The 13,816-nt window shown below is 45.4% G+C and carries 10 protein-coding genes and 1 riboswitch; of the genes, 5 read left to right on the top strand and 5 right to left on the bottom strand.

Annotated elements, in window-relative coordinates; genetic code table 11:
- Positions 1–134: 134 nt before the first annotated feature.
- Together D5I41_RS03810 and D5I41_RS03805 are read left to right on the top strand one after the other, a co-directional pair.
- Complete coding sequence (locus D5I41_RS03810) at positions 135–992, top strand: hypothetical protein (RefSeq protein ID WP_119008581.1); 858 nt, start codon at positions 135–137, stop codon at positions 990–992.
- Positions 993–1,201: 209 nt separating this feature from the next.
- On the top strand, positions 1,202–2,257 hold the full coding sequence (locus tag D5I41_RS03805) for a helix-turn-helix domain-containing protein (RefSeq protein ID WP_119008580.1): 1,056 nt from the start codon (positions 1,202–1,204) through the stop codon (positions 2,255–2,257).
- 3 nt (positions 2,258–2,260) lie between these two features.
- Here D5I41_RS03805 and chrA read toward each other — a convergent pair whose 3' ends face one another.
- Positions 2,261–3,409 (bottom strand): chromate efflux transporter, encoded by a 1,149-nt coding sequence (gene chrA, locus D5I41_RS03800; RefSeq protein WP_119008579.1) that lies wholly within the window; start codon positions 3,407–3,409, stop codon positions 2,261–2,263.
- A 127-nt stretch (positions 3,410–3,536) separates the two neighbouring features.
- Between chrA and D5I41_RS03795 the strand changes: the two genes are divergently transcribed.
- Both D5I41_RS03795 and D5I41_RS03790 read left to right on the top strand, forming a co-directional pair.
- The gene (locus D5I41_RS03795; protein WP_119008578.1) at positions 3,537–4,472 is read left to right on the top strand and encodes a LysR family transcriptional regulator; all 936 of its coding nucleotides are present in this window, start codon (positions 3,537–3,539) and stop codon (positions 4,470–4,472) included.
- On the top strand, positions 4,472–5,560 hold the full coding sequence (locus tag D5I41_RS03790; protein ID WP_119008577.1) for a mechanosensitive ion channel family protein: 1,089 nt from the start codon (positions 4,472–4,474) through the stop codon (positions 5,558–5,560). The genes D5I41_RS03795 and D5I41_RS03790 overlap by 1 nt, the downstream gene beginning before the upstream one ends.
- A 32-nt stretch (positions 5,561–5,592) precedes the next feature.
- On the opposite strand, the gene D5I41_RS03785 is transcribed toward D5I41_RS03790, so the two are convergent.
- From D5I41_RS03785 to putA, 4 genes are all read right to left on the bottom strand, one after another.
- Complete coding sequence (locus D5I41_RS03785; RefSeq protein WP_119008576.1) at positions 5,593–6,381, bottom strand: ABC transporter permease; 789 nt, start codon at positions 6,379–6,381, stop codon at positions 5,593–5,595.
- A gap of 25 nt (positions 6,382–6,406) precedes the next feature.
- Positions 6,407–7,501, bottom strand: a complete 1,095-nt coding sequence (locus D5I41_RS03780) for a patatin-like phospholipase family protein (RefSeq protein ID WP_119008575.1) — start codon at positions 7,499–7,501, stop codon at positions 6,407–6,409.
- A 121-nt stretch (positions 7,502–7,622) separates the two neighbouring features.
- Complete coding sequence (locus D5I41_RS03775) at positions 7,623–8,318, bottom strand: hypothetical protein (protein WP_119008574.1); 696 nt, start codon at positions 8,316–8,318, stop codon at positions 7,623–7,625.
- 2 nt (positions 8,319–8,320) lie between these two features.
- On the bottom strand, positions 8,321–11,491 hold the full coding sequence (gene putA, locus D5I41_RS03770; protein ID WP_119008573.1) for a bifunctional proline dehydrogenase/L-glutamate gamma-semialdehyde dehydrogenase PutA: 3,171 nt from the start codon (positions 11,489–11,491) through the stop codon (positions 8,321–8,323).
- Positions 11,492–11,670: 179 nt separating this feature from the next.
- Positions 11,671–11,892, top strand: a riboswitch (cobalamin riboswitch).
- A gap of 39 nt (positions 11,893–11,931) precedes the next feature.
- On the opposite strand from putA, the gene D5I41_RS03765 reads away from it, so the two are divergent.
- Entirely contained in the window at positions 11,932–13,797 is a 1,866-nt protein-coding gene (locus D5I41_RS03765; protein WP_119008572.1) for a TonB-dependent receptor domain-containing protein, read from the top strand.
- The last annotated feature ends 19 nt before the right edge of the window (positions 13,798–13,816 follow it).

Genomic DNA, 13,816 nt, shown 5'->3' with positions numbered 1-13,816 from the left:
ACGGCTCGCAGTTATTTATTTTCTTACAAACTAACTCGATTTAAGCGTGGCGCAAATTGGACATCATAATAAACCTCAAAGGTTAAAATGCGCGCAATTCGAACAATCTAACCCGTTTGCAAGTGAGTCATACTATGCCGATATCCTTCAAAAAAGCCGCCACTTCAGTCGCCCTACTTTCAACACTGTTTGCGCTTCCTGCATTGAGTAGCGAACAAGATACCGACAAAAAAGCATTAGCGGATAAGGCAGCTAAAGAGTTAGCCAATCCAAACACTGCGTTAGCGAGCCTGAATTTTAAGTTTCAGTATTATTCTGGTTATGAGGGTGGCGGAGATAGCTCAACTATCTTGTTCCAACCCGCACTGCCATTCCCTATGGATAACGGCGACAAGGTCATCTTCCGTCCTGCACTGCCATATGTCATCAACAACGATGTGGGCAACTTGAACAGGGACGACTCAGGCTTTGGTGACATCTCATTCGATCTTGCCTATGCACCAAAAGCTGCGCCAGGCAACATCACCGCCTTTGGTCTTATCGCGCAATTACCTACAGGCAGTAGTGGTTTTAGTTCAGAGCAGTTTGCTGTGGGCCCTGAGATGCTGTTAGGTAAGGTAAGTAAAGAACGTATCTTTATCTTCTTCCCTAATCACCTATGGGGTGTTTCTAATAGTTCTGACAAGATAAATGGTGAGCATGTCATTGACGATATTAATCGCACCTCTGTGCAGATTGGCTGGGTAGAATTGCTCGGCAATGGCTGGACTATCGCATCCTCGCCGACAATGACCTACGACTGGAATACTGATCAAGCTGAGATCCCTTTGAACTTTCAGGTCAGTAAAACTGTGATCATGGGTAGCAGGCCTTGGAAGATAGGTCTAGAAGCGAACTACTACATTGAGAAAGATGAGAAGACACGTCCTGATTTTATGATTGGATTGAACATCACCCCTGTCGTAGAAAACAAGCTTGCCGGACTGTTTTAGGGTTGAATATGTAGGTCCCCGATAGAGGCACTCGGGGACGACGAAATTCGAAGATAGAGGGTATACTCGGTCAGGCGTCAGCGGTCAGCATTATTTTTAACATTGTTCACGCATATTCAATTAAGTAAGCTAAGGTAACGTCATCCCCGAAATGTTTTATCGGGGATCTCACCCACTTTTGTTGAACATAAGAATAGTAGGACTTACCCGTGAGCAGCACAGCCCATACCGATATCCCTCTAATAAGAGTCGCAACCATTAGACTGGTATTGAACTGCGCTCAACATTACTTTCCAGCTCCTCTAATGACGAAGGCAATAGAACTGCTACCTTCAAACCTTGAGCGCCCCTACCTAGAGTCGATTCCTGAATACGCCTTCATTCACTTTATGCAAACCTTGTATCAAGAATCTGAATCTCAAACGTTTGTTGATTACTTGGTCGACTGCACCGCGCAGTTGAGCTTTATGTGGCCTATCCCTATTGATCTTAAGCACAGCACTCTAGTCTCTGTTCTCAACGAAGTCACAGAACAATTTAAAACTCGCTCTAGTCAATCAGAGATCCAGTTGGAACTGGAGGGCTATCAAAACCAAGTTAAAATCCACATCTCTACGGCTAACCACTATGAAAATCGCTACCAAGGCTCTGCATTTTGGCTGGAAATGAAGAGCTTATTCTTCTTGGTTCAATACATTCGACGATTGTTAGGTAAGGATTGGCTTCCCCTTTCTGTAGGTTTACAGCATGTGGACATCAATAGATTGGGCGGTGAGTTGAAGTTAGCAAAACAAGGCGTGTTTGTTGATAGAGAGAGCACTTTTATTGTCTTGTCAGAAGAAGATGCCTATAAAGAACTCAATGTGAACCCTTACCAGTATTCTCTACCAGAGTACGATGTGCTCGCCACCTACCATGAGCAGTTTGCATCCGCTTTAATGCCTTACATTGGTGAGCGTAAACTCGACCTTGATAGCGCGTCTGAGATCCTCAATACCTCCAGACGCACCATTCAACGAAAACTAAATAATGAACACACCACATTTCGAAAGGTCATTGAACAACTGCACATGCAGTTTGCCATCCGAGTATTAGAGGACGGCAGGTTTAGCATTTCTGACATTGCCTCACACCTTGGGTATGCCAACTCCTCAAAGTTTATCCGTGCCTTTAAGCGCATTACCGGTTTGCCGCCCATGCAATACGCCCAGCAAAATGGGCTGAACCCGCGTCCAGCAATGGACACGAGCAAAGCCTCTAACTAAAACTTAAAAGACAGAGAGTAGAACGCCATAACCAATGAAGCTTGCTACCAAAGCGACAATCGGCAGTTTCATCTGTTTTAGCAAGAAGTAGCCAATGAGTACGATAGCAAAATCTTGCGCGCCGCTTACCGCACTGACAAAAATGGGTTGATATAACGCAGCAATCAATAGCCCTACCACGCCCGCGTTCACACCTTTTAGTGCAGCAGAAACTCTTGGAATAGAGGCTAGTGCCTGCCAGTTGTTAATCACACACAGCACCAATAAGAACCCCGGCAAGAACACCGCCATTGTGGCCACTAATGCTCCGACAATCGGTTGCTGAGGCAATAATTCGTAACCTAGGTAAGTGGCGAAGGTAAACATAGGCCCAGGAACTGCCTGCGCAGCCGCATAACCAGTTAAGAAGCTATCCGTTGTGAGTTGATCACCAATCAAGTTTTGTAATAAGGGAAGGACAACATGCCCACCACCAAATACCAAAGATCCTGCATAAAAGAAGTCATGGAAAATCTTCAGTATCGGTGTTTGGCTTGCGACAAAGGGACCAATTAACAGCACTGCCACAAAAACGACTAATGGCGCAACTGAGAGCTTACCTTTCATTGAACTTGTTTGAGGCTTATTCTGTTGCTTGAACCACACTGAACCCAGCACAGCGCACATCAATAGCACTACAATTTGAGCCGCAATACCACTGAACAGCAACATGGCAACCGCCACAAAGAGGCACAGGCCAATAGATTGTTTGGTCTGACAAAAATTCTTGTACATCCCCACAATAGCGTCAACAACCACAACGACAGCCAGCAATTTAAGTGCGTGAATAATGGCAACAAATAGCGACGTTTCTAGCAAGCTACTGCTTAGTAGCGCCAGCGCTAACATCAAGATCACAGATGGTAAGGTAAAGCCGAAAAAGGCTGCAAAAGCGCCACCTATACCACCTTGCTTATAGCCTAAAGCAAACCCTACTTGACTAGAGCCTGGGCCGGGAAGAAACTGACTAAGCGCAACCAGCTGTGCATATTCCTCATCCGTTAACCATTGCTTCTGCTCTACAAAGGTTTTTCTGAAATAGCCAATATGTGCCGCAGGTCCACCAAAGCTGACCCACCCCAACGCAAAAAATATTTTAAAAATTGAAAACATAACCAATTACCAGCGATGAAATTTGTTCATACCCTAAGCGAAGCAACTCTATGACTCAAATTAATAGTATTGATATATTTCATGAATGAAATAGGATTAAACAAACAAAGCACATCATGGAGGTTCAATGGCAGAGATAAATTGGAAAGGCGTTGACTTGAACTTGTTGGTCGCGTTTCAAGCCCTTCTTAGGGCTCGCAGTGTGTCTGCAGCAGCAAGTGAGCTGCACATTAGTCAATCGGCTATGAGTCATAGCCTATCTCGACTCCGCTCTCTGTTAGACGATCCACTATTTCATCGTAGTGGGCACAAAATGGAGCCGACAGAAAGGGCTCTCAACTTGGGCAATGACGTCGAACAAGTTCTATCTGTGATTAAAAACAATATCCTATCACCCGAAAAGTTCGATGCTGAAACTTTTAGTGGCACCTGTCGCTTGGGGCTCACCGATTACGCCGAGTTTGTCTTTGCCCCACTCATATTCGACGCATTAACCGAGCAAGCTCCTAATGTTAAGGTCAGTTTTATCAATGTAAATCGGCACAACTTTGTCGACATCATTGAAAAAGAACGCTTAGACTTGGTTATCGGAAGCTTTCCTGAACTCGGCGAAGGCTTTGAATCTCAAGAACTCTACAAAGAAAGCCACGTTTGCTTATTCGATCCAGTCGCTACAGGGCTAAGTGCACCAGTGAGCTTGGAGGAGTTCTGTGGTCTTCCCCATGCATTAGTTAGTCCAGATGGTCGATGGGTAACCCCAACTGATAACGCCTTAGCAAAGCAAAACCACCAGCGAAACGTGCAGGTGATTTCTCGAAACTTCTTAACCATTGGTCAGTTAATAAAAGGGCGAAATCTCATCTGTATTGTGCCAAAACTGATGTCGATGATCCCCTACATTTCAGATGGGCTCACTCGCGCAAAGCCCGCTATTGAGGTGAGTGACTTTACCATTAGTATGGTTTGGAAGAGCGGACTGGCAAGCAATGATAAGCAACAGTGGCTACAATCTCGAGTAGCAACGGCTGTGCAAAATAATCAACTCAAGGAAAACAAGCAATAATGGAACATACCAAAGCTGAATGGCTTAATCTTTTTAAGTTAACCGACAGTGCAATCATCAATGAGATATTTCTGATCACCACCCTAAGCTTAGTTTTCTGGCTGGTTTGGAAGTTATTAATTGGAAGACTCGAAAGCATTGCTGAAAAAACTAAGATCACTTGGGATAACGCCGTTATTCACGGTCTTAAGGCTCCTGTCAGTACCTTAATTTGGCTGTGGCCTGGTACCGTTTCTATGGGATTATTCCTTGAAGAAAACTTTACCCATGACTTTAATTGGCTCTCTACGCTTAAGTTGATTCTGGTTATTTGTATTGCGATTTGGACTCTATCTCGAATCATTACAAACTTTGAAAATCAGCTGCTTGAGAAAAAAAACCGAGACGTCACTACGGTACAAGCGGTCGCTAAACTCGCGAGATTGCTGGTCATCATTATCGGTGTGCTTACGGTAATGCAAACCCTCGGACTGAGCCTTTCCGGCCTACTTACCTTTGGTGGTGTCGGTGGCTTGATTGCAGGTCTTGCTGCAAAAGACCTGCTCTCTAACTTCTTTGGCGGCATGATGATCTACTTTGACCGCCCCTTTAAGGTAGGGGACTGGATTCGCTCTCCAGATCGCAGTATTGAAGGTACGGTTGACCGTATCGGCTGGCGAATGACCAAGATTATCACCTTCGATAAGCGCCCACTCTACGTACCTAACTCTGTGTTCAGTAACATAGTAGTAGAGAATCCTTCGCGCATGACCAACCGCCGAATCTACGAAACCATAGGGCTTCGCTACAGTGATTCAACTAAGGTGGATAAGGTCATTGAGGATGTGCACCACATGCTAAAGAACCATCCAGATATCGATGCAAACCAAACATTGATTGTGAACTTCAATACCTTTGGTGCGTCGTCCTTAGACTTCTTTGTTTACACCTTTACCAAGACAGTGAACTGGGTTCGATACCACGAGGTGAAGCAAGATGTGCTACTGCAAATCATGCAAATCATTCACGACAACGACGCTGATGTGGCCTTCCCTACTCAGACCTTAAAGCTGGATCATCCGCTTGAGCAGGCTTTTGTTCAAAAGTAATACGTAATAAACTGAAGTGATGTCCTCGGATATCACTTCATCAAACCTACCACGACTCTTCCGCTCTCATTAATCGATCTACGCAGACTAAATTGCAAAGTCAGCGTCACCGAAATACTCATCATCACAAAGATAGCAATCAGTATCATCATCTGATATTTAATCGCGACCATAGGTGAAGCGCCACCCAATATCTGTCCCGTCATCATTCCAGGTAGAGTAACTAAACCCGTTGTCGCCATCGACGCCAGTATAGGAGCAAACGCTTTTTGCATAGCGGCTCTTACAAATGGCAAAGTAGCAAATAGAGGCGGGGCGCCCAACGCAATGGCGACCTGATACTCTTCATTTCTCTCGTCGAACGCAGTATATAAATTCTGCAATGAGACTATGTTGCCACTCAAGCTATTTCCGAGAAGCATCCCCGCCAAAGGAATCACATATTGCGCACTGTAGATTGGGGTGGGTTGAACCACCAGCCAACACAAAATGAAAAGTATAGGAGCGAGGCCAATAACCAAGCCACTCACTACAGGCATAAACAATACCTTGCGAGGGAGCTTTGCTTTACCCACAATTGCACTGGCACCCACTCCAAGCATCACTGCAATCCAAGCCAAGTTGAGCCACAGATTATTGGTCGAAAATACAAACTCTAGGTACGCCCCTACAAGGGTCAACTGCACAAACATTCTTGCGATAGACAACCCCATATCTTTTCCTAGCTCAAGCCTATAAAAGCGATTAATAGCAAAAGGGATAACAAGAAGAAGAGAAAAGGTGGCGAGGTGCCACCAGTCAATATCGTGAGAAGGCTGCATAGTTGAGACCGTTATCGAAGCTAAATTAGCTTGGTAGGTTAGATAAAAAGTCTTTGCCTGCCAACACACCTGACTCATAGTCTGCAAAGATATCGTCTTTGTGGCTCAACAAACCTGTGCAGTTAAGAGGCTTATGTGGTGCGATCTCTCTGATGGTAACGCCCTCTGGAGGCTGGTTCATAAACTCAGAAATACTTGAATGATTCATGTAATGAGCAAATAACATTTCCATCGAGCGGGGTGCATGCGCTTTAAATTGCTTGTGTGATTGATGGGCAATCATTTCGGTCAGCTTCTCTGTATCCGGCAACCAGTTTTTAGGCAGGGAGTTGAGCGCGGGAAACTGATGGCTTTGCTTAAGCTGACTGACTCGATTCAAGAACACGTCACTCAGTTGTTTCATGCGTTCATTCTTACTCAAGGGTGCAAGGCGGTTGATATAAGACTCTATACCACGAGCTAGTTCTAATTTTAGCTTTTCTAGCGGTTCAACATTCATAGCTAATTGGCTTTCCGCTGCTTTTTCAATGATGGGCTCTGTTGTAATCACCACCATGTTGCACGCTCCGCGTCGATACGCCTCATGGACAGGAATCGTGGCGGTGACGCCTCCATCAACCCATTTTGCCCCATCGATATTAATCTCTTGATGATAAAGCATAGGGATAGCGCAAGTGGCTCTTAACACGTCATACCAATTTTCAGAAAATATCGGAAAGTAATAATCCTTCATCTCTTCAACATGGGTAACACATGCTAACGCTTGCTTGTCAGAACCAAGGTTCTTAGCACCCTTTTCCAAATCTAATGGGAACTCACCACTGTGTACAAACTGAAAGGCCCAGTCGAGATCCATCGTCGCACGCTCTTTATTAACCAGTCTATTAAAGTCGAAAAAGCGGTTTTGAGTGGTGTAATTAAGGATGAAATCTAAACCTAGACCAGGTTGCTTGGTCACAAAGGAAGAGACATTCAGAGCCCCAGCAGACGTGCCTAAATATAAGGAAAATGGATCATAGTTAGCGGCAATAAAGGTGTCTAAGACGCCAGCCGCAAATGCGCCCTTTTGCCCCCCGCCTTGAACCACTAGTGAATACTTATTCGTACACTCAATTTCCATGTGTCACATCCCTCAAATACGTCAGATAACAAAATACCGAGTGAAGCCAAAGGTTTCAACTCGGTATTATGGTATTTGAGTGTTGCAGATACTTCTACATCATAGGACCGGCATACCGACCTTAGTGTTCAGCACTACCTAACTCTAACAGGGTTGCATTGCCGCCAACCGCTGTAATATTTATCGTGCGGGTACGTTCAGTAATGTATCGAAGAGCCAATTTTGGATCTTGCGCGACTGGCATTTGGTATAAATCAATCTCAGCCACTAGCGGCGCAATGGCTCCTGCCTTACCCGCTAGGTTACGGTTAACTGATTGCACTAGCACTTCTTGCCCCAACACACAGACAACGCGGACATCGCTATCCAGTAGTTGAGCATATTGATCATATTCCACCAAACTAAGTACGCCTGATGGAAGCGGTAGATTATCGATAAGCGTCAAGACTTGCTGTGCCAGTTCACTGTCTTGCACACATAGCAGCACACAATTTCCAGACATAAGTGCGACCGCCAGTTGTGCATAGAGAGCTTTAGCGCAGCCTAGATCCACAGACTTATCAGCCATGATAAGCGCAACGCCGCGACCCGCGGTATATAGCTCATTGGTTTCACCCGTTGGCCCCGGCATCAATTCTGGTTCAGTTAGTAACTGAGCGCTGTGTTTATGATGAAATGCCAATGGAACCTTAAAGTTTTCCAAAGCAAGCTCAGTGGCTACCGAACTAAGAAGCTCGTAGCGAGCAGCGTATGGTGTTTGATTCCAAAGTGCCCAGGCGTGTTGTGCTTCTGAGAAGCAAATAGATGCTTTTTTCATTGCTATACTCCTTGCTCATCAGTTTGCGAAGATTGCTGTTCTTGTGTTGAATCCTGCACTTGGCGATTTCGACATACATGCTCTGTAAAGCGATACAAATAGTTTGGTCCACCCGCTTTTGGACCTGTGCCGGATAGCCCTTGTCCACCAAAGGGTTGAACACCCACCACAGCACCCACCTGATCACGGTTGATATAACAGTTGCCCACTCGAGCATTCTCCTCAATCCAACGATAAGTGGTTTCATTGCGAGAATGAATACCCATGGTTAGACCAAAGCCCGTATTATTAATCTTGTCTACGATGTCTGCGATCTGGCTCGCCTCAAATTGCACGATATGTAAGATTGGACCAAATTGCTCTTCTTCCAATACAGAGATATCACTGATCTCGATTGCCGTAGGTGGCACATACATTCCGGCACTGCACTGCTCGTCTAATTCAACTTCAGCAACCACTTTCTGGGTTTTGCGCATAGTCTCGATATGTGCGAGCAATTTCTGCTGAGCCAACTCATCAATCACAGGACCAACATCAGTGCTGTGCAAATAAGGTAGGCCCACACTGAGCTCTTTCATTGCACCTTGAATCAACTTAGTAATTCTTGGCGCTATGTCTTTTTGTACAAACAATACACGTAACGCCGAGCAGCGCTGGCCTGCAGAAGCAAACGCACTGCGCACTACATCACGAACCACTTGCTCAGGAAGTGCCGTTGAGTCGACAATCATTGCATTCTGACCGCCCGTTTCAGCAATGAACGGAACCGGCTGGCTGTCACGCTCAGCAAGGGATAGATTAATTCGCTTAGCCGTTGCGGTAGAGCCGGTAAACGCCACACCCGCAATTGAAGGGTGAGATGTCAAAGCGGAGCCAATCTCAGCGCCACGCCCCGGAAGGAACTGAATGACATCGCCAGGGAAACCAGATTCCAGCATTAACTCAATGGTTCGAGCAGCAATCAAGCTGGTTTGTTCAGCAGGTTTCGCCACAACGGTATTACCCGCGACAAGTGCTGCCGATATTTGACCTAAGAAGATCGCCAACGGGAAGTTCCATGGGCTAATACAGACAAATACGCCACGACCATGTCTCTCACACCATTGCAGATTACCGTCAAAGCCTTGAATGGATTCAGGACCAAGATGAATCGCGTTGTCTGCATAATAACGACAGAAATCGACCGCTTCACGCACCTCATCGATGCTGTCATGAATTGTTTTGCCCGCTTCCATATGACACAGGGCTACTAGCTCAGCAAGATTGTCTTCTAGCTTATCCGCTAGATTTCTCAGGCACTCTGCACGGCGAGCAACCGATGTATATCTCCAGTGCTCAAGGCCTGACTGGGCTGTAGTAATCGCATCGGAAACATGATCAAGGTTCGCAAAACCGATCTTACCTACCGTTAGGCTACGATCAAAAGGTGCAACCACGCTTTCTTCCTTGATCATACTTCCGGAGATCATGGATCCATTAATGATAGGAGCACCTTGCCATTGCTTATCAAGGAAGGTTGCGACTTGCTGTTCAAAAGGTAGCGCTTCACTCTCAACATCCACATTGATCCCTATAGAATTCACACGCTCACCGAAGATTTGCGGCGGAAGCGGGATCTGGTCATTATGCAGGGTTTCATTGGCTAGCAAGGTATCAACGGGATGATGCGTTAGGTCTTCAACCGGACAACGGGCATCAACCAATCGATGTACAAACGAGCTGTTAGCACCATTTTCCAGTAGACGGCGCACTAAGTAAGGCAGCAAGTCTTTATGGCTTCCCACTGGTGCGTAGATACGCACAGGCTGGCCATACTTCTCCATCACATGGTAGTAGAGTGAGTCGCCCATGCCATGCAGGCGCTGGAACTCATAGTCAGTATGCTCAGCCATCTCTGCAATAGCAGTAACGGTATGAGCATTATGGCTCGCAAATTGCGGGAAAATATTACCACGTACACCTTCACTCAATAAGAAGCGAGCGCACGCTAGATAAGACATATCAGTGGCTTCTTTGCGGGTGTAGACAGGGTAGTTTGCGTAACCTGCCTGCTGCGACCATTTGATCTCACTGTCCCAATACGCCCCTTTAACCAGGCGCAAAGGAATAAGATCGCCCTGTTCTTTAGCTAAGGCATTCACCCATACCAGAACAGGTAAGCAGCGCTTAGAATACGCTTGGATCACCAGACCAAACTTACCCCAACCTTTAACAAGATCATTGGTGTAAACCTTCTCAAACAGCTGTAGAGACAATTCAAGACGATCCGCTTCTTCTGCATCTATGGTGATGGCGACATCCAACTCGATAGCGCGAGTTAATAGCTTGATCAAAGTATCATGAAGCTCGTTAAGAACGCGCTCTTTGTTTGCCACCTCATAACGAGGGTGCAATGCGGACAGTTTGATCGAAATAGAGGGCGCTGGGCTTGAGTCATCATTTTGTTTGTTTCGACCAACAGACTCGATCGCCATCAAGTAATCATTGAAGTACTTTTGTGCATCCTCAGAGGTTAAAGCGGCTTCACCTAACATATCGAAAGAGTGAGTAAAGCCCTTCTTACGCAGTGGCGCTCCGTTTTTCTGTGCTTCTTTAATATCACGACCCAGTACAAACTGGTGTCCCATGACCTTCATCGCTTGGTGCATTGCCTTACGAATCACTGGCTCAGACATTTTGTTCACTAGCTTAGACAGCGCAAAGCTTGGGCTAGTTGTTTCTTGGTTGTTAACGCCAACCACCTTACCAGTCAGCATTAACCCCCAAGTCGAAGCATTAACAAATACAGAGTCAGACTGGCTCAGATGAGACTTCCAATCGGCTACTGTGAGCTTGTCTTTGATTAGGGCATCGGCGGTTTCAGAGTCAGGAATACGCATCAATGCTTCGGCAAGACACATCAACAAGATACCTTCTTGCGTATCTAGGCTGTATTCCAACAAAAGGGCATCAATCATCTGAATTGAACGTTTATCGGCGCGAATCGCCTCAATTAGAGACGTAGTTTGACGTTTTGTACGCTGCTTTTCTTCTTCAAGCGGTGCTGCTAACTTGAGTAGTTCATTCAACCAAGCCGATTCATCCACCATATACATAGGTGAAATAAGAGACCAAAGTGCCTCTTTGGGTTGGTTAATGAAATCGGGATTTAAAACACTAGATGCTGTAAACATTGCTTTTCCTCAGCTCTATAAAACCACCATGAATTTGGCGACAATCCTACAGAGCAGCACTAGCCATAGCAAAGAATACGGAACACTGATCAAGAGAAATGTGATTACAGCCACTTAACATTACATTTCGTCACACTTAACAAGTCTTTCAGGGAACTAGACACTCCCTTTAACACTCTATAAACTCTCCCCCCGCTGGTGTCATGAAATCGGAGATTTCAGGCTTAAAAGGGAATTTGGTGTGAATCCAAAACTGACGCGCAGCGGTATTTGAGAACGAACGTCTTAAGGGGTAACCCTGCACACTGCAATAGCCTATTGCGGGAAGTGAGACGCTAGGTTGTAGGGATTCCTCTACAGTGCTCATTAGTCCGAATACCTGCCAGTAAGAAAAAACGCAACCATAAGCGTTTTTACAACTACGCGTATTAGGACTCAAAATGAATAAATCCATTCTGGCAACAGCTATTGTTTCGCTGTATGCCCCTGCACTTTTTGCCCAAGATACTGATTCAACAAAAGTTGATGAAACCATTGTCGTCACAGCAAACCGTTTTGAACAAACTCAAACCTCTGCATTAGCCTCTGTTAGCGTCGTTGAACGTGAACAAATAAAACAACTGCAAGCGGATAGCGCCTATGATGTGTTAAAAACACTACCTGGCGTTGAAGTTCGCGGACAGGGAACCAAAGCTAGCAACAACAGTGTTTTTCTTCGTGGCTCTAACAGCAACCAAACCCTCATATTGCTAGACGGTGTACGTCTAAACACTGCTGCGGGTGGCACATACAACACGCTAGGATTAATTCCTGCTTTTGCTATCGAACGCATTGAAGTGGTACGAGGTCCACGAGCGGCTGTTTATGGCGCAGATGCTATCGGCGGTGTTATTGCCATTATCACTAAACCAAGCAATGAATCAGTGCATGAACTGACCCTGAATGGCGGTTCAAACAATTACCATCAAGAAGGTTGGCGTTCAGCTGGCGATCTCTCCGATTCCGCTCAAGGTCATATCGTAGTAAGCAATGAGGGCAGTAAAGGCTACAACATTACCGACCAAGACATTGATCAAGACTTTGGTTACAAATCTCAGTTTGCAACAGGTGGCGTGACTAAACAGATCAATAACAATTGGAGTGCGGGTTTCAACGGCGTTTGGCAACGCTATGAGAACCAGTATGTCGGAGACTTTGGTCCTGCTGGTACTGCAAAGCGTCAAGAAACAGAAAGCTATATTGTTTCTGGTAATGTGAACTACCTGGTTGATGACTTTAACTCGTCACTGCAAATCAACTTTTCTGCTGAAGAGCAAAGTGACGGAGATGACGTCACCAATGCACCTAGAAGCTTTATTGATTCAAAACGTACCTCAGTACTTTGGGTAAATACCTATACAGGTATTGATGCCGTGACGTTAAACGGTGGCGTAGATTACTCCTATGATGAGGCGAATAATTCTGGTGAGATCTACGGTACACCAGTACAAGATTTCACAGAAAACACACGCAATAACACAGGTGTGTTTGTTACTACGGCCATAGATTTATCCCCTGTGCTGGTAGAGGCAAGTGTTCGTCATGATGAGAATAGTGCCTATGGTGGCAACACGACATGGGGTATTGGAGCAGGCTGGTTTATTACTGATTCAATACAGCTAACCAGTAATTATGGTACTGCCTTCCGTGCACCAACATTCTTTGACCTATTTTACTCTGATGCCTTTGGTGGTTCAGGTAATCCAGATTTGGAGCCTGAGAAATCCGAATCCTTTGAAGTTGGATTGAACGGTTACTACGACTTATTCACTTGGCAGTTAGTCGCTTACCAAAATGATATTGAAAATCTTATCGTTGCTGACCCACTAACTTTCGTTCCTTCCAATGTAGAAGAAGCACGTATTCAGGGTATCGAGTTAAGCCTCGATTTCGATACTGGTCCGATTCGTCATACTCTAGTAGGTGATTGGAAAGATCCACAAGATCGCACCAACGACCGTCAACTAGACCGCAGAGCAAAACAAAACTACAAATGGATTGCTGGGTATAACTACGAAGCACTCGGTCTATCTCTAGCCACAAACTACACAGGTGAACGCCCTGATGCTAAAGGCACTGTAGAGCTAGACTCTTACATCACCGTAGACTTTGCGGGCTCTTATCAAGTAACAGACAATTTGGACGTTAAGTTTAAAGTCGATAACTTATTTGATGAAGACTACGAAACCAGTTACGACTCCTTCAACCAGTTTTATTGGGTTGGTGCAGAGAGAAGTTACTACGCGGGCATCGATTACCGTTTCTAGTACTGGTTAACGAAATATA

Origin of the sequence: Vibrio superstes, from assembly GCF_003569005.1 — a bacterium.
GTDB classification, from domain to species: domain Bacteria; phylum Pseudomonadota; class Gammaproteobacteria; order Enterobacterales; family Vibrionaceae; genus Vibrio; species Vibrio superstes.
The sequence above is the reverse complement of the archived record's forward strand: the minus strand, read 5'-3'. Positions and strand labels throughout refer to the sequence as shown.

Excerpts from the sequence above, each read along its gene's own strand:
- D5I41_RS03810 (WP_119008581.1), top strand. The coding sequence starts at position 135 with ATGCCGATATCCTTCAAAAAAGCCGCCACTTCAGTCGCCCTACTTTCA.
- chrA (WP_119008579.1), bottom strand. The coding sequence starts at position 3,409 with ATGTTTTCAATTTTTAAAATATTTTTTGCGTTGGGGTGGGTCAGCTTT.
- D5I41_RS03795 (WP_119008578.1), top strand. The coding sequence starts at position 3,537 with ATGGCAGAGATAAATTGGAAAGGCGTTGACTTGAACTTGTTGGTCGCG.
- D5I41_RS03790 (WP_119008577.1), top strand. The coding sequence starts at position 4,472 with ATGGAACATACCAAAGCTGAATGGCTTAATCTTTTTAAGTTAACCGAC.
- D5I41_RS03785 (WP_119008576.1), bottom strand. The coding sequence starts at position 6,381 with ATGCAGCCTTCTCACGATATTGACTGGTGGCACCTCGCCACCTTTTCT.
- D5I41_RS03780 (WP_119008575.1), bottom strand. The coding sequence starts at position 7,501 with ATGGAAATTGAGTGTACGAATAAGTATTCACTAGTGGTTCAAGGCGGG.
- D5I41_RS03775 (WP_119008574.1), bottom strand. The coding sequence starts at position 8,318 with ATGAAAAAAGCATCTATTTGCTTCTCAGAAGCACAACACGCCTGGGCA.
- putA (WP_119008573.1), bottom strand. The coding sequence starts at position 11,491 with ATGTTTACAGCATCTAGTGTTTTAAATCCCGATTTCATTAACCAACCC.
- D5I41_RS03765 (WP_119008572.1), top strand. The coding sequence starts at position 11,932 with ATGAATAAATCCATTCTGGCAACAGCTATTGTTTCGCTGTATGCCCCT.